Here is a 23,380-nt window from a genome sequence, read left to right as displayed (position 1 = left end):
ATCGGGTAATTCAACGAAGGGCACATTTTGTCATTGGTGATCCTCAGCTACCGTCTCAGTAACTACGCGTCGAAAAGGATCTTCCGCTCGCTGTCACATGCCCCTCACTGGCGGACATGAACAGGGCAAGGGGAAGGAAACCAAATGAAGTCACACAACGACGAATACGACCCTCTAGATCGACTTCTCGAGCGGTTGCGGGAAGGCCCGGCTACCGATGCCTCAGTTGCGCAGGCTGTTGATCAGCTCGTAACGGACACCAGGTCGCATGAAGTGAGTCACCAGAGGAAGTCATTTCCCTCGCGCAAGTCCCGGTCACCCCGATGGAAGGTTGCAGTCGGCCTTAGCATCGTCGCGGCCACGGTCGGAGTACCCTTGGGCGCCGCTGCTGTCTCAGAATGGACTGCGCATACAGGGGTTTTCGGGGGCACGGGGTCAGAGGTAAGCGACGATAGCGAATGGATCGCAATTCACGCTGATGATGCTCCCGAGGCGATTAAGGAGCTATTCCCCTCTTACATCGACCTGCCACCTGGTGCGACAGCGAACGACGTGATTAACCCAGTTTCTGATCAGCTCGATGGGCTCGGCGGTGATGATTCGCAACCTCAAATGCAAGCCAGCACTGTCCAGCAGTTCTTCGAGACTGGTGCCCGTTGCCTTTGGTATAGGTACTGGCTGTATTCGGACTTGACCGGGAACGTGGCCGAATTGCAACTTGCGACAACGGAGATCCAAGAAGCTGTGCGCTGGCCCGCAATCGCGTCAAGTGATGGCGGAGGCGTCGTCGACTACCTTCAGCAACAGGCAGATGCGGCTGCCGCGGGTGATAGGGCCTTGATGGTTCGGTACTACGGTCGCACCTGTGACGACTATGGACGGATTTTCAAATGACCACCGATCGGGCGTGGTCCACGGAGTTACATTTCGATCCATTCGTTCGGCAGATTGCCCCGCGGCTTCTGAATTTTTTTGCTCGGCGTGTCAGCCAATTGGACGACGCCGGCGATTGCCTTGGTGAGACATTGCTCGTCTTGTGGCGCCGGCGAAAGGACCTTCCATCGCACGAAGATGAACGTGCGGCTTGGGCATTTGGGGTTGCACACGGAGTGCTGCTAAACCACCGCCGCACCGCACTTCGGCGTATGTCGCTCACTGCCCGTCTTCGCGAAGAGCTAGTCATCTGGTCGGCCACGACTGAGCAGATAAACCCGGCTGCCGAGCAGTTGAGGAGTGCGTTGAGCGCCATTAGGCCTGGGGACAGAGACTTAGTGTTGCTCGTCGCGTGGGAAGGATTTTCTCTGCAAGAGGCCGCGAGCATACTGGGTATTCGGCCCGCAGCTGCCCGCGCAAGATACTCCCGAGCTCGGGCTAGATTGCGGACTCTTCTTAGTGGCGGTGAAACCGTCTCAACTGGCGAAGAGTCGCGTAACGAAACACGCGCCAAACAGTGATTTTGAACCGCACCCTCTTGCGTTCTCGTCGATGACGCCTAGTCACCCACGGTAGGCATCTTGAAGAGCAATACTCCGAACTTTCTCGCAACCGTTTTCGACCCACGACACTAGGAGAGACAGCCGCATCGACGCGCTTTATTTACGGCGTCAATTCGAGAAAGAGCCTCCAACTTTCCGTAGACCGCATTAGCATGCCTTTTTACGGTGCCCTCCGCAATGCCAAGCTGTTGAGCGACTTCTCGATTGGAGTGGCCCTTCGCTATGCATCGCAACACTTCAAGCTCTCGTGCGGATAGGTGAGTTGTCGCATGCGCCCCAGAAGCTTCGCCTTGTCGCGGGAATTCCACCGAATAGGGCCCTTCGACAAAAAACTGATCAAAAAGAGCCAGCAGTCCTAGCGCAGCCACCGACCAGTCATCGGAAGTTTGATCGGAAGCCGCAGGACCGGAGAAGTAGTTGTCGGTTACAGACGGATTACTTATATGGCGTAGGGCTAGCCCTTCGATCATCGACGCACAGAGTACGGCGAATAATTCATAGTTGTTCTTGTACTCTGCCTTCATTTTGTAGCCAAGGCTTCGGACCAAGAGTTCGTAGTATGCCGACATTTCTCGGACGAACTTGGCGCTGCCCTCAAGCAATTCCCGTTCGATGCGTCGACCAACTGGCTTGGGCAACGAACCGACTGAGGCCGCAGACAACAAGATGAAATTTTGCCAAGAAACCGAATCCATGACCGCGTAGTAGTTCTGTTCGGCGGATTGCCGCAAAATTTCGACTACACGCTGCCTCGTGGAAAGGCCGTCCTGATGCGTGAGCGCTTCTGTCTTGACCAACCCGCGCAGGAGCTCGATGGTGCCGATTTCGCTGAGCCTGTCGGCGCTCCGCCGTGCGATCACAACGAGAAGATCAGCCAGATACTGGTCCTTCGTCCTCCATATTCTGTAGACGGTACTGCGTGGCGCTTCGGCAGTGCGAATGACATTCTCCAGCCGCAAGTCTGCAAGGGCCCGCGCGAGTCCAATCGACTCGACTAGATCGACTCCCGCGCCGAGAACGCGCTCACGAACGGCCCGTGTGTGTATCGGCTTTGCAGATGCTTGGAAGGCCTCCACGTCTGCCGACGTCGCATAGATCGCACCTTCATTAACTTGAGGCATCGAATTCTCAGCCCTTTGACCTAAAGACTCGGAATCTCGCCTATCGGGATCGGCGCAACGCAATGATTATAAAGGGAAGCGATTTGATCGCAACCAACCGCTGAGCGCATCAAAACTCGGCGAACGCGCCGAGTGTGCTGCCATGCGGGCGAGCGGCAAGTGGGAGTTCCCCAACTCCGAACATGGACTTCCGAGGTGATGGCCGCACGACACTTACCAGCACAGTTGGGCTATTCACAAGTACGGGCTGGGACGGCTGGTTTCAGAGTCCGATAGCAAAGCTGTTTACGCCCCCATGCCGCTCAACTAGCTTGGTCCTCAGTGGCGTTCAGGGGGAAGGCCGTTTCTTGGGGGTCCTACGTGAGGTTTAAGCCGGCAGCGATTCTTATGTTGGCCACAGTCATTGGAATCGCTGGGATGGGCGCCCAACCGGCATTGGCCGACCCGGACCCAAACGCTGACTTGCCGGCTGCCGCACCGCTTGATTCGCTGCCCCCGGCCCCGGTGGTCCCTGAATCCGAACGCGACGAAAAGTTGGGGCAGGATTGGGCCGACAGCAACGATGTCACCTGGTCAACGTCAGGTGACATCACTGGGTTCCACATTCTTGCTGCTCGCGAAAGCGATGGATATGCGTGGTCAACGGTTGCGACCCTGAGAGCGATAGGGGTCGAAACCGACCGCTGGATCGGCAACTCCTGTCTCTCTACAGATGGCCACACCCTTGCTGTCATCTACGGACCGCGCGACTTCACCAACCACGAAGGGGCCTTTAACCGAGGAGCCTACGCAGCGCTCGTGAACCTCACGAGTGGAGCAGTAACAGACCTCGGGTCGGGTTATAGCCTCGCCTATTTCAACCCAGGATGCGGAGTCGACGGAAAGATCGCGCTGAGTGCGTTTTCAGAGGACTTCGAGCGGACCCGGGTGCGAGTCGTCGATCCGAGCACGGGTACGGTGCTCGAAGAAGTTGAAGCTAGAGGCCAATTGACATCCGCCACCGTGAGCACAAACGGCATAGTCGCCGGCGCGGCCGACTCCGTTGTTTCCTTGTCTCCGGAAGGTACCGTCTCGACCATCGCCGAGGTGGACGGGGTTCCTTATGACCTTCGCGCGACGGAGGGAGGCTCAATCGCCTTCGTGACACAAGACGATTCAACAGCAACTGTCAGCTCGCTCAGTGACGCGTCAGGTACCACGACTCCAGTTGCACTTGCATCCGGAGTACCGACGAAGGTGACGTTGACACAAGCTTCAAATGGACACATCTTCGCAACCGGCAGCCCGACTCCGGCTACCGAGAGCCTTCCTGAGTACCTCTCACTTACCGAAAGCCCGGCACGCTCAACGGCGTCCTCAGAAGGCCAATTACTCCTTGCGCCAGCGGTGTCCTCGCCCGCTGCATCCTCCGGAGCAGTTCCCGAATCCGGGGAGGCAGGCGACATACAGCTAGACGGTGTTACCCCAGACACCAATACACAATTGCAGTTCAAGATCGACCTGGGGGTAGACGACGCTTCGCAGCAAGCGGTAGAGCCTGAGGCGGGTTTCAACGCGCTCGGCGCATACGGACCAGGGTCTCCCACAAACCCCTCCGAGTCAGAGCGATCTTGCGCAGTCCCGCGGAACGATCCGGCTAATCAGGCGTTACAGCCGAAGCCTCGCCAAGTCGAATGGGTCGTGGATCAAGCCGTGAGTGGGCAGCTGACTCTCCTTCGGGACGCCAACTGGAAGCGCCTGGGAATGGCGAGCTATTCACCGCAAACCATGTTTCCCCGGCGAGCTCTCGTAGGCGGAGGCAACATCCCCGCGCAGATTGTCCTCGGCGTACTTGCACAAGAGTCAAACCTCTGGCAGGCATCCGTCTACACGACGCCGGGCGTGACCGGTAATCCACTTGTCGGCAACTTCTATGGAAATGACCGCTTCGGACCTGAAGAGACGTTCTGGGACCCGAACTTCAAGGAAGCCGACTGCGGGTATGGAGTTGGTCAGATCACGGACGGTATGCGTTTAGCGGGCCGAGAGCGTGATGGTGAAACAGCACTACCTGCTGCTCAGCAGCGGGCGATCGCGCTCGACTACGCAGCGAACATCTCCAAGACAATTCAGATGCTTGGAGATAAATGGAACCAGACGAAGCAGGCCGGGCTCACCATCAATGATGGCAACGCCATGTACTTGGAGAACTGGTTCTTCGCTGTTTGGGCCTACAACACCGGTTTCTACGCCAATAAGGGTGATGGGACCCCTTGGGGCGTGGGCTGGCTCAATAATCCGGCCAACCCGGCATACGACCAGAGCCGTCTTCCGTTCCTCGATGGAAGCCCCAGTGACGCGGCGCACCCGCAGTACTGGCCTTACCCGGAAAAGGTAATGGGATTTGCCGCCCACTCAACGGATTTGTTCGAAGACGCCGACCACATCGTGAGTGCCTTCAGGCCAGCTCAATGGCTTGCAACAGATGGGAACGAGGGGGTTACGAACAGGTTCAACGTGAAGCCCCCCATCAACACCTTCTGCAAGGCTTCCAACAACTGCTCGCCCGGCACGCATCAGCAGCCTGCCGACCCTGACGAAGATCCCGGTCCCTGCCTACACCGCGACGCTGCAGGCAAGTACGATCTCAAATGTTGGTACCACGGAAATGCGACATGGAAGGCTGACTGCGACTCGGCCTGTGGTCGTGAGTTCATCCGATTCGACCCGGGGGAATACCCTTACCAGCCCGATGCTCAAAGCTTCTTGCCCAATTGCACGACGAACGGCCTGCCGTCCGGGAGTCTCGTGATCGACGAGCTGCCGAATGGAACGACTAGCAAACGACCAGAGGTTTGTCCCAACACAGTGGCCTCCAGCGGGTCGTTCGGATTCACTTTCGGCTCCGACGGCCAGGGCAACTACCCCTCAAAGATGGACCTTCATCAGTTGGGCGCGGGATTCGACAGCCACTTCTACTTCGCACACAGTAGGTCGATACAGTCGGCCGAAACGTATCACGGCGGGTCACTCAACATCACGGGGACGTGGACGTTAGGCCAAAGCCTGAACAGCTGGGCTCGAGTCATGGTGCATCTACCTGATCATGGCGCGTGGGCGCAGGACGCGATGTACTCAGTGAACTTGGGGAACGGGACGATCAAGAACCGCTCGCTGCTCCAACGGCAAGGCGGAAACGTGTGGGTATCTCTGGGCGTATTCCAGTTCAATGGAACGCCCCGTGTATCGCTGTCTAACGTAACGGGGAAAGGCATTGGAGTCGACGACATCGCGTGGGATGCGATCGCTATTCAGCCCCTAGCTGCCAAGCCAACCGACATCGTAGTTTCAATGGGAGATTCCTTCTCCTCTGGAGAGGGAGCATCATCCCTAGACGGCGCAAACTACTATCTAGACTCGAACACGAATGGGGACGACGCTCAACTCAGAAATGGGTGCCATAGGTCCTCAGAAGCATGGTCCCGGAAGGCGTCGATCGGGACGGTTCCAACTTCTGTCGGCGCTCGGGCCGACAGTCTGGACTCGACCCTTGACTACCATCTCATCGCGTGTTCCGGTGCTGAATCCGAACATATTCTGCCCGCCGGCGGCCCACGAAACGCTCTCGGTGAACCCAATGAGGGGCAATGGCAAGAGCCAACGCAGATCGATAAGGGCTATTTGGACGAGAACACGACACTCGTCACTTTGTCGATAGGCGGAAATGATGCAGGGTTCGCGAAGGTAATTCAGAACTGCATACTCGCATCTACCCTGCCGCTTCTCTGCAAGAACACGACGATCGCCGGGGATAGCCAGCCACTCGGGGTAGCTACCGCGCAACGAACCAATGTTCAGATACCGGCGTCCATAGGCACGATCCTTCAACAGATCCAATTGCGCGCACCAAACGCACGAATCTTGTTGATGGGCTATCCGGGGCTATTCGAGACCGGCTCTTCTTGTGCAGGAGTGAAGGACGGAGATAGAGAATGGCTAAACCAGGTCACGAACGACCTCAACGCTGGCCTCGCTTCCGCAGCTACTAATGCGAACTCCTCAGGCCATCCAGTGACGTTCGCAGATCCCCGGGGCACATTTTCCGGTACGAATCTATGCACGCCGGCTGGCATCTCGAGTAACACCGGCGTCGTCTTCCAAAGGACGGAAAGCGATGGCTCACTCTTCAGCTGGCCTCTAGCCGGACCGAACTTTGGTAGCCCCGTATCGCAGCAGTCGTTCCATCCAAACCTCATCGGAACAGATCTCTATGCGGAGGTCATGATGAAGGCTCTAGGAGACCACAACTTCACCTTTAGCCGGATCTCGGGCGCCGATCGCTATTCGGGGAGCGTTGCAATCTCACAAGCGGGCTTCCCCGACAGCGGCGCAGGTGCACCAGTTGTGTGGGTCGCCAGCGGGGAGAGCTTCCCAGACGCACTTAGTGCAGGTCCGGCAGCGGCTAAACAAGGTGGCCCATTGCTCCTCACCACATCCAACTCGCTCCCCAGCGTCGTTGATACGGAAATTCGGCGCCTCCATCCGGCAAAGATTGTGCTTGTGGGAGGAACGAACACTGTAAACGACACCGTTCGAACAGCCCTGTCAAACATCGCTCCGACTACGCGTATAAGTGGGACAGATCGGTACGATGCGTCCAGGAAAGTAGCCACCTACGCGTTTGGCACTAGTGCGCCCAAAGCATACGTCGCGACAGGAGTCGATTTCCCCGATGCGATCTCAGCGGGTGCGGCGGCGTCCGGTTTGAAAGTTCCGCTCATACTTGTAAACGGACAAGGAGACTCCGCGGACTCCGCGACGACAGCCGCACTGAGTGCACTCCACACGACTTCGATTACAGTCGTGGGCGGGCCGAATTCCGTGACTGGAGGTGTGGTGACATCGCTTTCGAGCGTTGCACCAACCACGCGGGTTAGTGGATCAGATCGCTACGCAGCTTCACTCGCCGCCAACCAAAACATCTACTCCAGTGCAAGGAGAGTGTTCATAGCGACGGGAGCGTCATATGCGGATGCTCTTACCGGTGCCCCCCTGGCGGCAATAAAGGGTGGCCCCCTATTCCTGGTGCAGCCTGGCTGTATTCCCGACGGTGTGCTCTCAAGGGTTCGATCGCTCGGCGCTACTAACGTCACGATAATTGGGGGGCCTAACAGCGTGGCCGACGCGGTGACACTGCCAACGGTCTGTTGACGGGGAAACTGACAAGATGAAGCGCTATCCAACCCGTAGGTGGCCCCTAAGCGTCACCGCTGTGCTGTGCCTTCTGACGTTGTCTGGATGTGTTTGGCAGGGCCCCGAGGCCCTGGCTGCACATGAAGTCAGGGACGCTATTACCATCGCGGAAAGGTCTGCAGGAGCTCTTTCGGCTTCAGCGCCCGACCGCGCCTCACTGGAAGCAGCGCTCCTTGACGGAGACCTCACTATCTACTCGTTGTCCGCCCTTCCAGAATCAGAGTTGAATCCGGACTCGGTGAGAGGCGGCCAGCCGGCGGCATATGCAATCGAGCCAGCTGAACTTCGAGTTCACGTCCTTGCTACAGGGTCCGGGCAGTCGCAGGGACTTGGAGGGATGTCAAGTGCGTATGCTCACGCCTGTGCCGTTCTCACGCTTGAACCCGGCCAGTCGGATGTCGAAGTAGCCGACGAAGAGTGTCCCGACCCTTATACACGTGTCGCTAATGGCTGGGGAGCATTGGTGGCAGTGGGATAAGAGCTCGGTGACCCAGGCTGGCTCGCTCCAACACCGCTTCTCGCCCACGAGGCGAGAAGCTCGCGACACCCACTCTTGATCAGTGCGGATTGATGGGAAGCCAAGCGCAAGACACGCGGGCAGATTGCTTCAAGTCACACAAACTAGGAACCACGGGTTGAGAGCCTAACGTGAACATCTCTCCGCTGACTCGCTCTTGTGGTGTCGGAACCACCCGACACACCTGAAAATGGCCAGCTTCGCAGGGCAGGCTGAAAGGATCCGTGAGTAGGTTCTATCGCGTCCGAGGGATAGAGGACGATCACTTCTGGGTCGCCCAGGAGATCGAGGGCATCCTCGTTGAGACTCCGTGGCGAGTGGAGCTCGAATCGGACGGCTACCGCCTCAGTCATGCGGACAGTGCTGCCTTGACAAGGCTGGTGTTCGAACTCGGCCCGTTCCCTACCGCCGACCTCGCCGTTGCGCGTCTGGAGGCGCTCACCCTTCCAGATTGACTCGGTAGTCCAGACGTCAAGTTTGGTGCTGCTACGGAATAGGTAAGAAAACGAAGACTTTTCAAATTCGATCCGATAGTTCATAATCATCGCCAGAATATGAGCAGTAACCTTCGGCAACGCATCTACAAACTGAAGACCACCATCGTGGCCCTGGTTTCGTTCGGGGTTGGACTCGCCCTTCAGATCTTCGCCGGCGCCGCTGTCGCCGACCCGAACCTTTCCTGGGTGGGCTTCTGGCAGGTCAGCAGCATCGGCGGAACGCTGTTCGCCGCCGGCCTCTTTGGCATCGTCTGGGACTACTTCGATGGGAAGGACAAAGAGGAGCGCGATACCGAGCGACTCAAACGAGTTCTCGCCGACTCCTCCTCCGAACTGAAGGACGCTGTGATTGAGGGATTCGCCGTTGGCAGTGCCGACCTCAAGCGGGTTGCGACGCCGGAACTTCTGGACAGCATCGCCACCAACGCGCTCGCTCTCCGCCTTGACGACGAGGCCTTCGCCCGCGAGATCTATCAGGACGTGCGCGACCAGGCGATTCGTGCTCGTGAGCGCTGGTACGACGTCCAAGTCTCAATCCGGCTTTCAGACGCCGCGACGAAAGACCACACGGGCACTCCCCGGTTCGATCTCACCGTGCAATGGGAGTACACCGTGACTCCGAGCACATCAGTTCAGAAGTTCGCCTGCACGTCAGACCGCGACGAGTTCCATGAGCTTCTCGCCGATATCCCGGCAACCTCGACCTGGTTCATGACGCCGCGACCCGGGTTCCAAGCGAACTCCCGAGACGCTTTCGAACTGCTGCAGTACAGCGTCGACGGCGAAGACCGCGCCATCCGACGCAGCGAACGAAAGACCGGCCAGACCTACAGCGTCAGTCTCGGCGCCGACGTCATTCGGAACGCTCAGCCGGTGCGCATCCGCCATATGTACCGAACGATCACGGACAAGAGCAACCACCGGATCTTCCTCGCCATCGCGCAGCCAACGCGCGGACTGTCGCTCACGATGGACTACACGGACACCGACATCGCTCGCATGAGCGTGACGGATCTGATCTCAAGCGCTAAGCGCCCCTTCATTTCAAGGACTCCTGAGGAAGTAGCCGCCAAGCAAATCACTGTGGATGCGCCTGGTTGGCTACTCCCCCAGGCGGAGGTTACTTTCGTGTGGACGCTGGCGAGCGAAGAGCCTTCGCTACGTTCAGAATCCGCCGAAGAACCGACTGCCGCGCGGGCAGCGTAGAGAAGTAGATCGAACCGCCACTCATTGAAACCCCATCCTCGAAGGCCAGATTCGTCTGGCTGGATGAAGTATGCCGGATATATCTGGCTGACGCGAGCCCTTCTCCCTGAAACCGTGGACGGATGCCATCCGACGCCCCAACCACGTGGGATGAGTACGCGCGTGAAATCGGCATTGAGCTCCAAAGGCGGCGCATTGCTGCCGGCCTTTCCCAGGAGGCGCTGGCGCACAAAGCGGGCCTCACCCGAACGCATTACCAGCAAATCGAGCGCGGCTACTGGAAGAAAGACAGACCGGCCAATCCCTCGATCCGGCTGCTCGCTCGACTGGCTCAAGCACTCGGGACGGAGGTCTCCGATCTCCTGTTGAGCAGTGAGAAACTGAAATGGGATGAGTGACACGGAGGGCGTCGTCTGAACCGCAAACGAGATCGCTCGTCATTGCATCGTCAATCATCTCTGCGCATCGCAAGGCCAACCTGCGTCAGCCCGAGGGAGAGCAGGCCCAGTTGATGGTCTCTGAGCTTTCCCATAGCGCCGGCCATCGCCCAAGACGTAGGCATGCCGCCCTCCTCGAATGCGGCCGACACGACGCGCGACTCGAAGTCACCCGGACGAATGAGCCTGTTCGTGCCCAAATTGAACAGCTTTGACCCCCCGCTCCATGCGACCTTCGCGATAGCCGGTGCCGAACCTGGTTTCTGTGGGAACCTACCGACAAGCCCGGCTATCACGACGGGCTCGACACGATCCGACTGCCATTCTGCTAGACGACGGCCCGCAGCTACAGGGCTTACACGTGCCGAATCCGAGAGGCGCTTTGTGGTCCGCAGAAGATCCAACGACGACAATCTCGCGTCAGCCGCCATGACAACGTCTGGCATGAGGAGCCGTGCGGCATATTCATTGCAGATCTCCTCCAGCTTCCAATACTCAGACTTGGTCGTCGGGCTCACTCCGACTGCTCGATCAATGATGCAGTGCGCGATTTCATGTGCGACCGTGAAGCGGAGCCGTCCATCCAGAAGCGGCTCGCCTTTTCCAAACACCACTATCCGATAACCGTGCGGACCGCGCTCGGCTAACCCGTGGGTGCCCGATCTGCCCTCAGACGCGCTTAGCGTGATCCGTTCCGTGCGCAAGACGGTGGCGAGATCGACCGGTAGCCCCGCAAATTGAACCCCACGCAGTGCATTATCAAGTTGAGACTTTGCGAGCCGCAAATGCGACTCCGTGATGTTCACGGCGAAAAGAAGTTCGCGATCGACATGGTCCGATTCGCAAATACTCGCTCTGTAGCAGAGTCATCATTCCGGGCGCCCACGAGCTGATCGGTTCGGACGGCTCTGCCTTGAAATTGCCCGTCTGTTGTCGCGAGCAAGCGCGCAATGTCTGCGCCCGCACCCCACCAATCGGACTCCGGGTCGGCGAGAATATACTCAATGACCATCTTGAATAGCCGACGTTGCTTACGCTCCTCAAGTTGTGCTCTCGCATCTGCGGATATCGCGACATGCAGTCGCCAGAGGCGCTTGAAGCGCTCTTTCTGAGCTGCCAGATGTCCGCCTGTCAAATTCTGCTTTGAGTCTTCTTCGTGCTCTGCAAGCGTCTTGACTTCACCGCCGATGAGGATCCGCACCTCGGCTACCTTGGCGTTCATCTTGGACCTCGGACAGTACACGGCGACTGAGCCGAGCGGCAGTTCAAACAGCTCCTCGAGATCGCGGGCCAGCTGTCTGCGGGCCGGTCCTCCTCGCGCATCGCTCTTCGTTGCCCCTCCAGCTGCGCTGTCGGGCTCGCCGCTGAAGAAGCGCATACGATTCTCCAGCCCGCTGTCGCCCTTTGAAAACACTGCAACCTCAAGCTTGTGAAGGTTACGTGTACGCATATCCCGAAGAACTAATAGCATCTGATCGAGCGTCTTGATGCTGTCTGTGCGGGGCACGAGGCGCTGATCCCCGTCGCCGATAGCAGCGCGAGCTATAACTATTTGGTCTTCGAGGAGCGAGAGCAGTTCTAGATCGTCGCAACCGATCAGACCATCGAGCAAAGAGGACATGTATGCATTTGGGTCCCGATAGAGCACGGCGGTCTCGGCAATTACGCGTTCGAGCATTGCCGTGGCGCTCAACTTGGCGCGATGGAACAGAGCGATTTCTGCAAGCTGGTACCTGCTCTCCAGCAACTCAAGAACAGCAGTAACCGCATCGGTCCGCACCCGGTCTCCACCACGAAGGTTGATTACAACTCTGGATCGATTAGTTCCCGCGGTGTCATCACTGGCATTGATGCGGATCTCGAGATATTCGAGGAGCCGGAGGTCGGGAAACTTTAGCTTTCCGATGTGCAACCAGTCTCGATGTAGATAGTCCAAGAGATCTGCGCAGAATGTGTTTCCGATGAGATCGCGACTCACGCCTGTCCGAAAGTTTGGCGATTCCAGGACCCCCACTCGATCCTTACTGACAATATCGAAAATGATGTCAGCGGCCGAGGCTCCGGGACGAGCTTGTGTGGCTACGTCGTTATAGAGGCGATTTACGAGCGTCCGGAGTGATTCATTTTTCCCGCCGCGCCAGTCTGTCTTGTCGAATACATATCGAAGTCGTTCGTCGCCGTCGTGTGGCGTGAGATACCCCAACTCGTCTTCGAACGTGTGCCCGTTGGCTAGATGGCCGATGTCGTGCAACAACGCGCCGAGCCGAGTCAGGATTCGTTCGTGAGGCCGAATCTGTTCGTCGGGAATCCAGCTGCCGGCCGTGCTCGGGGTTGTCTTCGCGGCCAGAATGGCAAGGTTCGCGTCGATCGCATCCATCATCAACGTAACCGCATGGAGAGTTCCGATGGCATGTTCATAGCGTCGATGCGTTGCTCCCGGGAAAACCAGATATGCCAGACCGAGCTGAAGGATTTCTCGCAGGCGTTGGAATGCTGGATGGTCAACGATCTGCATCTCGAGCGGGGTCAATCTCACCAATCCCCAGACTGGGATGAAGACCTCATGATCGGGTAGTGCGTGAAACGCCGAGAGCGGAGCATGGCGGTCTGCATTCCCTGAGGACCGAGTCCCTCTTGAGTGCGAAACCTCCTCGGCGGGCTCATCAAAGTCGAAGAGGTCGGGGGCCTTCTTACTTCTCTCTTCGGTCATAACAGTCCGATCTCTTTGGTCCAGACCTACTTGGGCCTGAAACGGGAGGGTTTTCACCGAGCGTCCTACACCTGCAGAGTACCGATTGATCGACGGATGGGATATAACAAAGTGACCGCAGCCCACAAACCGCGGCCGACGGCCCTAGGACGGACGTACGTACTGAACTTGAGCTTCCCTAAGGGTTTAGTGGCTCCGGCTGGCAATTTTGCTACTCGGGCATTTTTCCGAGCGACCCTGAGCTGGAGGGTAGCTCGCCGTGTTCGTAGAGGCGTCCTTAACGAGCATGAATGTTCTGGTAGAAAGAGACTTTAAGCTCTAGCTATTGGAGGGTTGCTGACCCGTCAGGGTGCTTGTAGGACAAGAAAAAGAGCCCTCACCTACATAGGTCAGCCGGTCGCCCATCTGGGTCGAGCTCTCTTCCTACTTTAGGTGCGGGCTGAGCCGTTTGGCTTATCTAGTCAGGCCCAGGACAGGTGGATGCATGCATGTCCGTCAACCTGGGTGGATCGTGATCGGTTCGATGCTGCGAACATCAGATCCGAATACGTACTCAAGCGAGTAGATCCCGTACGGCACCTCAACGCGCAACGTTCCACCAACCAGAAGCGGTCGCTGAGTTGGCTCGTAGAGAATCTGAACCGTGGGTGCGATAAATTGCGCAACGATATCTGGATCTGTTCGCCAAAGGTGGTTAGCGACTGCTACGGCCATCTTCTCCAGCACCGATTGACTGCTTTGATCCCAGTCCACCACAAGCGTGAACGGACTGCCGGAGGCTTGCGCCTGGCCCTTCAATCTGAATGAAACCACCGAATCGTCGTTCAGGGTCACAACGAGTCGGTCAAGATCGGTGTCGACCTTGGAAGCATTGAAGTACGAAACCACCATCTCCTCGAACGGCAAACTGACCACCACTTTTCCCTTTGCCTGATTTCTCAGGCGCCTGCACGATGCAGGGGGTCGTCATCCAGAAGCGGATAACAATCCCCCACATCGTGCGGCAGGTGTGGCCGACTCTATTTATGCGCTAAAGTGAGGAATTTTGCAACCCCGATGTTCGGTGAGCAACCGCGACGCAGGTATTCGGCGCTGAACAGGCGGCTTTTGGCGAACCGTGTTCTGCGGCGGACGGTCCCAGAAGAAGTTGGGATCGACAGGTCGGCGATGATTCGGCTCGACCGCGAGATGTATCAACGCCCACTTTGCTCTTCGCTACGGTCAGAGCGGCGGCCAGCTCGGGCCACGTCCTGGACCCCACGGATGTGACCCGTGTAGAGCACCGTAGCGTCGACTCCGCGTGTCAGCGAGGTGCCTGGACGGTACCAATCCGCGATCTTCAACCATTCCTGATCCACAAGTTCGCAGTACCGGTGGCACGCCGCTATGGTTTGGCGAACCTGGTCTAGATCTTTTTCCTCTTCTGACTGCCCGACAGCTTGCCGCACCAAGTACTGCCATTTCTTCTCGATACGCCGCCCTTGGCTGAGGCTCAGCAGCGTTGCGATAAAGTGATCGGCCTCCTCATGTCGGCTATCGGCGAGAAGCCTGCGCAGAAATGATTCGTCCTCACTGGTGAGGTTGTTATGCCACGTGATTTTGTAAACCACGTCCGAAATCTCGACTTCTCGTTCTGCGTCCGACAGAAGCCACATGCCCCCATATCGACTCATGAATCGCTTAAGCTCCAGCTCGAAATGAGCCAGGCGGTACAAAGCCGAACGCGCGTACATTTGAGCCTGCTCGATGGGATCGAATGGCTGGTCGAGCGTCGGATCCCAAGGGGGATGTGGTGCCGGCTTTTCCAGATACGTTGCAAGAGCAGCTTCGAGATCCGCTGCGAGCGCCCACGCGGGTGTCCACATCCGGTTGTACGCCTCGAAACGCTCGACCCATTGAACGGCGAGCCTGCTGTCAGCGGGATGCCGCCGCGCCTCTATTTCGACGCGCGCCTCTCGAAGAGCGGCCGTTCGCTTCTGGTCGAGCACAGCGTCGGCGATCATGCCGAGCAGCTCAGTCTCAGGAGCTTTTCGGAATGTCTCGTACTCCGTACCAAATAGCTTGGCTGCATCTTCGCGTCGCATCTTGCTGGACCAGAGCTGGGTCCCGGGATATAGCCCGAGCAGGTACTCCCCCGCCTCCTGAACAGAGCCGCCGCCGAGTTCGGCTACCGCGGTTCGAAGAAGCGCCCGCACGGAGGTGGGCTCCAACAGTTCGTCTTTGCTCACTGCATCTGTGAGGCGAGCAATCTGATCCAGCGCGGGCGTCTGAATCTTGCGCAGCCTGCCAATGCCGACCCCGCGGACGGCGCGCAAATCGGCCATCACTGCTTCGTATTCCGGTGTGATCTCCCCCATGCCTACATTTTGCCGGAACTCCACCGAGTCGTGCCCGACCGGCGCCCGGACGGCGCGACGACCGGACGGCTGAACTAGTTGTCAGGTGACGCAAAGTCACCGACGGAACCAGATAGCTAGAAAGGGCTCACCAATGAGCAATACAGAGATCACTCCGTTCGGAGGCGCATTCACCTCCCAGGGATTGATGCAGATGTCGAGTAGCAGTGTTCGACAGACCAGGCACGAGGTGGAGCGCGTCCAGGCGCAGGCCATCATCGCCAACGTGCACGAGGAGGGGCGTGCGCTGATCGCAAACACCTCGTTGCAGAACGTCGGTGCCTTGAGCGCTCTCGAGCAGCACCTCATCCAGGTCGCGCCGCTTGGCGAAGCTCGGTACAAGCACATCGTCGATGCATACGCGATGGGTTCCGCGCAGAAGATCGCGAGGTACTGATGTGCTGCCAGGTGTCCTCGCCCTCGCGGCGATCGTCCTGGTTCTGCCCTTCCTGGTCATCGGATGGGTGGTGGAGCTCGTCATGTGGATCAGTCGGCAGATAGCGCTGCGCCGAGAGCGGAGGCGCGCGGCCATTGAGGCGGAACTCGACCTTGCTCAGGCCCGGATGCGTGCCACCATCCTGCAGCTCGCGACCGAGCTCAACGCGGATGCTCACGAAGCGCGAAGGGCGCTGATCAAGGCGTCTTTCGAGGCTTCCCAGCAGGACCCGCCGGGTAAGTAGTCCGCGCGCTGGCTTGTCCGTTGAGAGAACTACAACGGGCGCTCATCGAGCGGCGAAACCACTGCCGCACCCCCGATTGGCAACCGTCCGACCGCTCCGATGCTTCGAGCGATCGGACGGTTGCCGCTCTTGACTGACTGAGTTTCACTACGTTCGCCAACCCGGCTCACACCCGCGCTGCAGTTCGTGGGGTGGTCGCTTTCTGGCGGAAAGGAGACACAACACCAATGACAAACGTCCAACACGCTGTCTGCATCGCGGACCCTCCATGGATGGCCGGCCAGACCGGACACCTTGGAGCAGAAGCCCACTACGACCTTCTCACCGATGAGGCCATCAAAGCCATGGGGCCAGCGATTGCGGAGCACATGCTGCCCGACTCGGTCTGCTTCCTCTGGGTCACCAACGCCACGATCAAGACCGGCCACGAGGTGCTCGAGGCCTGGGGCTACAAGTACTCCGGGACGATCACCTGGGTGAAGGCCCGCATGGGGCTCGGGCAGCCGCTCCGAAACATGACCGAGCACGTGCTGCTCGGCATCAGGGGCCGCCCGCCGAAACCGGCGTTCCGTGGTCAGGGCACCTGGTTCTTCGCTCCTGTGCAAGACCACTCACACAAGCCGGAGGAGTTCTACGACATCGTCGACCGCCTCTACCCGGAGGGCGATCGTCTTGAGCTCTTCGCCCGCCGCCCGCGCCGCGGCTACCGCGCCTGGGGCAATGAGATCCCTTCAGACATCGACCTGGCCGGGTACCCCGTTCCGCAAGCGCTTTCAACGAGGGCCTCCGCATGACCAGAAAGAAGCTTCTTCATGTCCGAGAACCGTCCACCACTGATCACTCGTCTCTGGCGCGCGTGCCTGCTTCTTTTGGGCAGCGTGTTCTGCGTCTGGCTCGCCTTCCAGCTGCTGGCGCAAATCTGGGTCGCCGTCGCGATCATCCTCGGCATTGCCGCCCTCATCACGGGCTTGATCTGGTGGCTGCGCATTCGCGCCAACCGGTGGTGACCGCATGTCGTGGCAGTGCAACAGAACGGCCTGCACCCCTGGGAGTACCCGTCCGCTCGCCCAGTAGCCGGGTCATTTCACTCTTGACGAATTGGCTTCAGTCGTTCATACATGAGGGGAAACAGGGGACCAATGCCAAGCCGGGAAGACGGGGACTGCTCGTCCGTGCCGGAGGCGCATCATGACGGGTGGGAAACGAAACCGGCGCAGATCGAACGCGGCGCGTGAGCGACGTGTCATTGTGCGTGGTGTCCGCCGGGACGAGCCCGACCTTCCGAAGTTAGCTCGCGCGCTCCTGGCGCTTGCTCAGCGTGAAGCTGACGCCGCCAAAGAGCATGCATCCAGCGACTCAACGCCCCACCCGGATGCGACCACCGCCGAGGAGACTCCGGATGCGTGAGGTCATACGCTGGCGGCAAGTCCACCTCCCGCGGCCGCTGGAGGAGGGACACGTTTCGGCGGTACTCCGTCGCTTGGCTTCTCAAGGGGGCCGGCGCCCGGTGGTGTTCGAGATCCGAGCCCACGAGGGCAACATTGAATATCTCCTTGGCGCCGTCCCTCAAGCCTTCCGCGGCCTGAGCGCGCTGCTGGGGTCGCTACTCTCCGGGGCCACTCTCACGGAGTTGGAAAGACCACGGACCGCGCTGCCGACGACCCTCAAGCTCTCCGTCAAACCACGCACGCTGAGCCTCGATACAGCAGAGCCTTCTGCGTCGATCCGACAGCTTCTTCACGCCCTCACCGCCGCTTCTCCGTCGGTTGAGACCGCCTTCCAGGTAGTACTCGGCTCCGGCATCCCGCCTCGCCGTGGCGCATCCTCGCCAACGGATCCCAGCCAGGGCTGGGTCAACACTGCTCTCCATGGAGCCCGCTCGGCCGGGACAGAGGAGCGGCGCGACCTCGCTGCGAAGCAGCACCAGCACGCCTTCGGCGCTAAAGTCCGGGTGGCCACTAGTGCGGAAGACGAGGCTGTCGCACGGTTGGTGTTCAGCAGCGTGCTGGCAGCGCTTCGCACCAGGCAGTCTCCTGGACTACGGATCAGTCTGGCCCGTGATCACGACGGTGCCCTCGATGATGCTGTTCTTCCGCTGCGCTGGCCTCTCACCCTGTCCCAGACAGAGGTGCTGCCTCTGCTCGGCTGGCCGATCGGCGAGGGCACCTATCCTGGCCTGTCCAGCGGCCACCCGAAACTGCTTCCCGCAGCTCCCGCTACTGCAGGCATCTTTGCCACCGGCGCCGCGCCCGCCACCAAAGTCCCCATCGGGCTCGCCCCGGAAGGTCGCCGGTTCCACACGGTGCTCCTCGGACCCACCGGCGTGGGGAAATCGTCCGTCATCATCCGGCTCGCACTCGATGACTTCAACGCCGGCCGCTCCGTCGTCGTCCTCGACCCGCAGGCCAACCTCATCCGCGATCTCCTCGAACGGATCCCTGAGCATCGCCACGATGACCTCGTGGTCCTCGATCCCTCAGACAGCAACCCCGTCGGCCTGAACCCTCTAGTTGTTCCGGGCACACCGCCGGAGCTCGTTGCAGACAGCATCCTCGGAACCTTCAAAGACCTCTTCGGCTCCGCGTTCGGGCCACGCACCACCGACGTCATGCACGCCTCCCTCCTCACGCTGGCCTACCACGGACAGGCTTCTCTGGTCTGGTTACCCCGGCTCCTAACCGACCCTGTCTTCCGCCGCTCCCTGACGAGCACCCTCAACGACCCTGTCGGGCTCGAGCCGTTCTGGGCGCAGTTCGACGCCCTTCCCGCGGCACAACAGGCGCAAGTCATCGCCCCGTCGCTCAGCCGACTCCGGCAGCTGCTGCTCCGCCCCAACCTTCGGCAGGTACTCGGTCAGGTGAATCCGAAGTTTCAGATCAGTGACCTGTTCGCCAAACCACGCATCCTTCTCGTTGCGCTCAACAAGTCTCAGCTCGGGCCAGAGGCGGCCAAGCTGCTCGGGTCTCTTCTGGTGTCGTCTCTCTGGTCGCACACGCTCGCTCAAGCCTCGGTCGCGGAGAAGCGACGCCACCAGGTGAGCATCTACCTCGACGAAGCCCAAGATTTTCTCCACCTCACCGCGGTCGACCTTCCCGAGGCCCTCGCCCGGTCTCGCGCCATGAAAGTCGGCTGGGTACTCGCACACCAGTACCGGGCACAGATGCCCGATGCGATGCTTGCCGCCATCGACACCAACGCCCGCAACAAGATCATCTTCGGCCTCTCCCCCGACGACGCCAACGCCATGGCCAAGCACGCGGACATGCTCGAACCCGCCGACTTCCACGCTCTCGGGAAGCACGAGATCTACACGCGGCTGGTCGTTGACGGCGCGGCGGGCCCGTGGATGTCGGGCAAGACGATGCCTCCGCCACCAGTCACGTCAAGCGAGGTTGAGCTCCGGGCCCGCAGCCAGAACAGATACGGAGCCAGCCCCTCGGATGAAGAGCTGGGCGCACCCGCACGTGACGTCGACGATGCCGGTGAGACGTTTGGGCGGCAGAAGCGAGGCGCAGAATGAGCCTCCAGGAAGGGCAGGGCACCCGTCTGCTCGCCCGTCCGGTCGCATACGAGCACAATCCCCCGGCTGGCCCGTCTTTGGCGGCAAGAGGGCGAACTGCTGCAACGACTAATCCCTGCTTCGGCGGGATCGTCATCACGTCTTCAACCGATCGGCGGCACTCATGAGTGTCCACCACTTGGGACATCTCCAACTAGAGGACTTTCGACAACGATTCTCTGATCGAGACCTCGCCATCCTTCGTGCTCTCGGCGAGCACCGCTTCCTCACCGGGCAACAGATCGTGCGCCTTCACTTCCACGACCACGCCACACTGCCAGCCGGAGCACGCGCCTGCAGCCGGGTCATGGAACGGCTCCAGCGCCTCCGCACCGTGACACGGCTCTCTCGCCGCGTTGGCGGAACCCGAGGAGGATCCAGCTCCCAAATCTGGGCACTGGATATCAACGGCCACCGCCTGCTCAGCCGAGGCACCGACACCCAGCGCAGATTCCTCGACCCCTCCACGACCTTCCTCGACCACACGCTTGCCATTGCCGAGACCAGAATCCGGCTCACGGAGGTCGCCCGCGCCCACGAGCGCGTCCTCAGTAACGTCGAGATCGAACATGCCGCCTGGAGGCAGTTCACCAGCAGCACTGGCCAGCCGGCTTGGCTCAAGCCCGACCTCGCCGCCGTCATCTCCGACCAGGAGTTCAACGACCACTGGTACATCGAAGTCGACCTCGGCACCGAATCGACGCGAACCGTCCTGAGCAAATGCGGCATCTACGAACTCTACCGACGAACGGGCAAGGAGCAGGCTGCCTACGGGGTCTTTCCTCGGGTGCTCTGGCTCACCACCAACGAGACCAGAGCCGACAGACTCCGTGCCACCATCGCGAGTTCTCGCTCACTGCATCCGCGCATGTTCACCGTCGCACCCTTCGCCGAACTCGAAGCCATCATCACCAACCAGACCACCGACCCAGGAAAGGAGGATCCATCATGAACCACCCCGAACACCCGCCCCGAGGACGGCACGCGGCCGAACCCGACGAGGACTTGCTCCCCCCAGCGCAGCGCTTCGCCGTACAGAACAGGGCACCGCCGAGCGCCTCGAACATGCTCATCGACAGATCGGTGACGCCCTCGCTGCCTTCTTGACGCTGCCTGACGCCAACCCGTCCTCAGAGCACCTCGAGGACGACTTCCACGCCGCCTACCGCGGCAGCCACGCCACGCTCGACGAGGCCATCCACGCACAACTCGACGGACTCGGCTGGGCTGACGCCCTCACCCAGATGATGCATGCGAACGGCATCACCCCCGACATGCTCGCCTGGAACCTCGAACTCATCAAAAACCGTATGGACGAAATCTACGACTTCGTCGAGTTCAACGGCCGCATCTACCAATTCCTCAGTTGATCGACCCCGCAGACTTCAGTTCGCATCCCGCGGGCTGACAAAGACCCCGAGAGGGGAACCATAACTAAACACAGATCCAGCGGCAACCAGCCGCAGGACACCAATTCCTCGTGAAAGGAGGCATCCATGACCATCACGTCAATCTACAAAGAGCACTACCAAGGAACGACCTATCGGACAGGGGTGGCCTACCTGAGGGCGCGGAGCCGCTCCGACCCAAGGTCGCCCCTTCGGGTAGGTCGTGACACATTGGACCAGCAACGAGACATCATCGCTCAAGCCGCGCGCAGAGAGCAGACGATCATCGTGGCCGAGTTCATCGACTACGGAATCCTGCAGGGACTCAGACCAGGGCTCGAAGCACTCTTCGACTTCTCGACAACGACCCACGTCCAGAACTGCTACCTCGTGAGCCGACGCCATCTGACAACCAGGACAGATGAAACCGACTTCTGGGACAAGCACTTCCAGATCGCAGGTCTCGACAGGACCTATGTCGACGAGGAATGAACACCTACCCGCCGGTCATCTCCAGCCATCCAGTGCGCCGGATGGCCGGCGGGTGGACCCGCCAATGGGCCAGCGACAAGGTGATGTTCATTCCGCTTCACATTCTCGTTCCGTACATCTCGACTCGTCTGGCGAAGAGAGCTACAGTCAGTGAGCCAATGCCCAGATTCGGCCGAAAAAAGCAGTTTGACCGGGTATTTTGGCAGAATGGAGGTACTAGTGGAATCACACACCGACGCATTCCCGAGCGCATCACCAGACCAGACTGGTCTAGAGAATTTTGTGCGACTTCACCGTGATGGCGCAGAAGTTACGAATTTGCTCTCCAAGACAGGTGCTGTCGTGTTGCTTCGAGTCTCCAGCCAGCGACAGCTGAACACCGCCTCTGACGTCGACAGCGATGGCAACTCGATCGCAACCCAGCGCGAGTGGGCTCAGCGAAAGACGAAAGAACTCGGCACGAACATTGTTCGAGAGTTCGTAGAACCTGGACAATCGGCGCAAACCATCGACAAGCGACCAATATTCAAGGAGATGCTCCGGTACGTTCGCGAAAATGCCGACGTCATCAAGTATGTCGTCATATATTCACGTTCTCGAGCCTTCCGCAGCATCTACGACGCAACGGCCGTAGAGGCCGAGTTTCAACAGCTTGGGATAGAGCTACTCTCGGCCACCGAGGACTTCGGGGCGGACCCCATCCAAGCGGCTGTGATGAAGTTCTTCACCGACGGAATGAACCACTGGCAGGTTCGCACCAATGGCAGAGATGTGGCACAGAAGATGCTCCACAAAGTCGAAAGCGGCGGATCCGTTGGACGCGCCAAGCTCGGGTATCTCAACGACAGAAAGAACTTCGATGGACGCCTCATCACCACGATCTCGATAGACCCAGAACGGGCACCTATCGTGCAATGGGCATTCCAGGCCTATTCCTCAGGCGACTATTCGATCAAGCAGTTGCGAGAGGAGGTGGCTAGCCAGGGCTTGACCACCCGCCCGACGCGGCGATGGCCGGAACAGCCGATTTCCTTGAGCCAACTGGCAAACGTACTCCGTGACCCCTACTACGCGGGTGTCATCCGGTACAAAGGCAAGCTCTACGCAGGCCGTCACGAACCACTCATCAGCAAGGAACTCTTCGTGCGGGTCCAAGCCGTTCTGAATGAACGCGTTCAACGTGGCCAGAGGGACATCGTCCACCATCACTGGGCGAAAGGACTCCTGTGGTGCGAGCGGTGCCACAGGGCGGGACGCGAAAGCCGACTCATCTATTCAGAAGCGAAAGGGAACGGCGGAACCTACGAATACTTCATCTGCCGCGGACGCCAGCAAGGATGGTGCGACCTGCGCTCCCTTGCGGTGAGCGAAGTAGAAGAGCAGCTCGCTCGCGAATTCGGCACGTTGGCTATCGACGAGACCTACATCAATCACATTCGAACCGAAGTCGATGCCGCACTTGAGCAAGCCCAGGTCATGGACCGAGACATGCGAGCCAACATCAATGCCCACCTTCGCCAGCTGGACATCAAGGAGGAGAGACTCCTCGACCTCGCAGCCGACGCGGCAATCAGCACACCGCGACTTCGCGATCGGCTTGCAGCCCTGCAACTGGAGCGAGGAACACTGAAGGAGCGGCTCGGCAAGAC

The 23,380-nt window shown here is 59.5% G+C and carries 20 protein-coding genes and 1 pseudogene; 15 read left to right on the top strand and 6 right to left on the bottom strand.

What is annotated here, in order from left to right; genetic code table 11:
• Positions 1 to 144 precede the first annotated feature (144 nt).
• Positions 145 to 894 (top strand): hypothetical protein, encoded by a 750-nt coding sequence (locus ACEXOR_RS13770; RefSeq protein ID WP_374850254.1) that lies wholly within the window; start codon positions 145 to 147, stop codon positions 892 to 894.
• Entirely contained in the window at positions 891 to 1,454 is a 564-nt protein-coding gene (locus tag ACEXOR_RS13765) for an RNA polymerase sigma factor (protein WP_374850253.1), read from the top strand. The genes ACEXOR_RS13770 and ACEXOR_RS13765 overlap by 4 nt, the downstream gene beginning before the upstream one ends.
• Before the next feature lie 110 nt (positions 1,455 to 1,564).
• Here the strand turns inward: ACEXOR_RS13765 and ACEXOR_RS13760 are convergent, their stop codons facing one another.
• Complete coding sequence (locus tag ACEXOR_RS13760) at positions 1,565 to 2,617, bottom strand: response regulator transcription factor (protein ID WP_374850252.1); 1,053 nt, start codon at positions 2,615 to 2,617, stop codon at positions 1,565 to 1,567.
• A gap of 321 nt (positions 2,618 to 2,938) precedes the next feature.
• Between ACEXOR_RS13760 and ACEXOR_RS13755 the strand changes: the two genes are divergently transcribed.
• The 4 genes from ACEXOR_RS13755 to ACEXOR_RS13740 all read left to right on the top strand — a co-directional run bounded on the left by ACEXOR_RS13755 (position 2,939) and on the right by ACEXOR_RS13740 (position 10,467).
• Positions 2,939 to 7,807 (top strand): cell wall-binding repeat-containing protein, encoded by a 4,869-nt coding sequence (locus tag ACEXOR_RS13755; RefSeq protein WP_374850251.1) that lies wholly within the window; start codon positions 2,939 to 2,941, stop codon positions 7,805 to 7,807.
• A gap of 783 nt (positions 7,808 to 8,590) precedes the next feature.
• On the top strand, positions 8,591 to 8,821 hold the full coding sequence (locus ACEXOR_RS13750) for a hypothetical protein (protein WP_374850250.1): 231 nt from the start codon (positions 8,591 to 8,593) through the stop codon (positions 8,819 to 8,821).
• Positions 8,822 to 8,920: 99 nt separating this feature from the next.
• Positions 8,921 to 10,069, top strand: coding sequence for a hypothetical protein (locus ACEXOR_RS13745; RefSeq protein ID WP_374850249.1), 1,149 nt, complete (start codon positions 8,921 to 8,923; stop codon positions 10,067 to 10,069).
• Positions 10,070 to 10,191: 122 nt separating this feature from the next.
• The gene (locus tag ACEXOR_RS13740; RefSeq protein ID WP_374850248.1) at positions 10,192 to 10,467 is read left to right on the top strand and encodes a helix-turn-helix domain-containing protein; all 276 of its coding nucleotides are present in this window, start codon (positions 10,192 to 10,194) and stop codon (positions 10,465 to 10,467) included.
• 50 nt (positions 10,468 to 10,517) lie between these two features.
• On the opposite strand, the gene ACEXOR_RS13735 is transcribed toward ACEXOR_RS13740, so the two are convergent.
• From ACEXOR_RS13735 to ACEXOR_RS13720, 4 genes are all read right to left on the bottom strand, one after another.
• Positions 10,518 to 11,312: an ImmA/IrrE family metallo-endopeptidase gene (locus ACEXOR_RS13735; RefSeq protein ID WP_374850247.1), complete on the bottom strand. Its 795-nt coding sequence runs from the start codon at positions 11,310 to 11,312 to the stop codon at positions 10,518 to 10,520.
• Complete coding sequence (locus ACEXOR_RS13730; RefSeq protein ID WP_374850246.1) at positions 11,309 to 13,036, bottom strand: HD domain-containing protein; 1,728 nt, start codon at positions 13,034 to 13,036, stop codon at positions 11,309 to 11,311. Before ACEXOR_RS13730 ends, ACEXOR_RS13735 begins: the two co-directional genes overlap by 4 nt.
• 675 nt (positions 13,037 to 13,711) lie before the next feature.
• Positions 13,712 to 14,131 carry a hypothetical protein gene (locus ACEXOR_RS13725; protein ID WP_374850245.1) on the bottom strand — a complete coding sequence of 140 codons (420 nt, stop codon included), beginning with the start codon at positions 14,129 to 14,131 and terminating at the stop codon, positions 13,712 to 13,714.
• Between the two features lie 278 nt (positions 14,132 to 14,409).
• The gene (locus ACEXOR_RS13720; RefSeq protein ID WP_374850244.1) at positions 14,410 to 15,573 is read right to left on the bottom strand and encodes a hypothetical protein; all 1,164 of its coding nucleotides are present in this window, start codon (positions 15,571 to 15,573) and stop codon (positions 14,410 to 14,412) included.
• Positions 15,574 to 15,706: 133 nt separating this feature from the next.
• Here ACEXOR_RS13720 and ACEXOR_RS13715 point away from each other — a divergent pair, with 133 nt between their 5' ends.
• From ACEXOR_RS13715 to ACEXOR_RS13675, 9 genes and pseudogenes are all read left to right on the top strand, one after another.
• Positions 15,707 to 16,009, top strand: coding sequence for a hypothetical protein (locus ACEXOR_RS13715; RefSeq protein ID WP_374850243.1), 303 nt, complete (start codon positions 15,707 to 15,709; stop codon positions 16,007 to 16,009).
• 1 nt (position 16,010) lies between these two features.
• Entirely contained in the window at positions 16,011 to 16,292 is a 282-nt protein-coding gene (locus ACEXOR_RS13710) for a hypothetical protein (RefSeq protein ID WP_374850242.1), read from the top strand.
• A 227-nt stretch (positions 16,293 to 16,519) separates the two neighbouring features.
• Positions 16,520 to 17,086, top strand: coding sequence for an MT-A70 family methyltransferase (locus tag ACEXOR_RS13705; protein ID WP_374850241.1), 567 nt, complete (start codon positions 16,520 to 16,522; stop codon positions 17,084 to 17,086).
• Positions 17,087 to 17,104: 18 nt separating this feature from the next.
• Complete coding sequence (locus ACEXOR_RS13700; RefSeq protein ID WP_374850240.1) at positions 17,105 to 17,299, top strand: hypothetical protein; 195 nt, start codon at positions 17,105 to 17,107, stop codon at positions 17,297 to 17,299.
• A 500-nt stretch (positions 17,300 to 17,799) separates the two neighbouring features.
• A complete protein-coding gene (locus ACEXOR_RS13695) occupies positions 17,800 to 19,812 on the top strand; it encodes a type IV secretory system conjugative DNA transfer family protein (RefSeq protein ID WP_374850239.1) in 2,013 nt (670 codons plus the stop codon).
• Positions 19,813 to 19,975: 163 nt separating this feature from the next.
• Positions 19,976 to 20,803, top strand: a complete 828-nt coding sequence (locus tag ACEXOR_RS13690; protein ID WP_374850238.1) for a replication-relaxation family protein — start codon at positions 19,976 to 19,978, stop codon at positions 20,801 to 20,803.
• A 151-nt stretch (positions 20,804 to 20,954) separates the two neighbouring features.
• Positions 20,955 to 21,221 (top strand): hypothetical protein, encoded by a 267-nt coding sequence (locus ACEXOR_RS13685; protein WP_374850237.1) that lies wholly within the window; start codon positions 20,955 to 20,957, stop codon positions 21,219 to 21,221.
• A 126-nt stretch (positions 21,222 to 21,347) separates the two neighbouring features.
• Entirely contained in the window at positions 21,348 to 21,731 is a 384-nt protein-coding gene (locus tag ACEXOR_RS13680; RefSeq protein ID WP_374850236.1) for a hypothetical protein, read from the top strand.
• A gap of 207 nt (positions 21,732 to 21,938) precedes the next feature.
• Positions 21,939 to 22,892: pseudogene (locus ACEXOR_RS13675) on the top strand (recombinase family protein); the annotation flags it as partial.
• A gap of 114 nt (positions 22,893 to 23,006) precedes the next feature.
• On the opposite strand, the gene ACEXOR_RS13670 reads toward ACEXOR_RS13675, so the two are convergent.
• The gene (locus ACEXOR_RS13670; RefSeq protein WP_374850235.1) at positions 23,007 to 23,243 is read right to left on the bottom strand and encodes a hypothetical protein; all 237 of its coding nucleotides are present in this window, start codon (positions 23,241 to 23,243) and stop codon (positions 23,007 to 23,009) included.
• Positions 23,244 to 23,380: the final 137 nt, after the last annotated feature.

The organism is Herbiconiux liangxiaofengii (genome assembly GCF_041927335.1).
GTDB lineage: Bacteria > Actinomycetota > Actinomycetes > Actinomycetales > Microbacteriaceae > Herbiconiux > Herbiconiux liangxiaofengii.
This window is presented reverse-complemented; position numbering and strand designations above follow the sequence as displayed.

Excerpts from the sequence above, each read along its gene's own strand:
- ACEXOR_RS13770 (WP_374850254.1), top strand. The coding sequence starts at position 145 with ATGAAGTCACACAACGACGAATACGACCCTCTAGATCGACTTCTCGAG.
- ACEXOR_RS13700 (WP_374850240.1), top strand. The coding sequence starts at position 17,105 with ATGTCCGAGAACCGTCCACCACTGATCACTCGTCTCTGGCGCGCGTGC.
- ACEXOR_RS13740 (WP_374850248.1), top strand. The coding sequence starts at position 10,192 with ATGCCATCCGACGCCCCAACCACGTGGGATGAGTACGCGCGTGAAATC.
- ACEXOR_RS13690 (WP_374850238.1), top strand. The coding sequence starts at position 19,976 with ATGAGTGTCCACCACTTGGGACATCTCCAACTAGAGGACTTTCGACAA.
- ACEXOR_RS13705 (WP_374850241.1), top strand. The coding sequence starts at position 16,520 with ATGACAAACGTCCAACACGCTGTCTGCATCGCGGACCCTCCATGGATG.
- ACEXOR_RS13715 (WP_374850243.1), top strand. The coding sequence starts at position 15,707 with ATGAGCAATACAGAGATCACTCCGTTCGGAGGCGCATTCACCTCCCAG.
- ACEXOR_RS13765 (WP_374850253.1), top strand. The coding sequence starts at position 891 with ATGACCACCGATCGGGCGTGGTCCACGGAGTTACATTTCGATCCATTC.
- ACEXOR_RS13720 (WP_374850244.1), bottom strand. The coding sequence starts at position 15,573 with ATGGGGGAGATCACACCGGAATACGAAGCAGTGATGGCCGATTTGCGC.
- ACEXOR_RS13745 (WP_374850249.1), top strand. The coding sequence starts at position 8,921 with ATGAGCAGTAACCTTCGGCAACGCATCTACAAACTGAAGACCACCATC.
- ACEXOR_RS13760 (WP_374850252.1), bottom strand. The coding sequence starts at position 2,617 with ATGCCTCAAGTTAATGAAGGTGCGATCTATGCGACGTCGGCAGACGTG.
- ACEXOR_RS13680 (WP_374850236.1), top strand. The coding sequence starts at position 21,348 with ATGACCATCACGTCAATCTACAAAGAGCACTACCAAGGAACGACCTAT.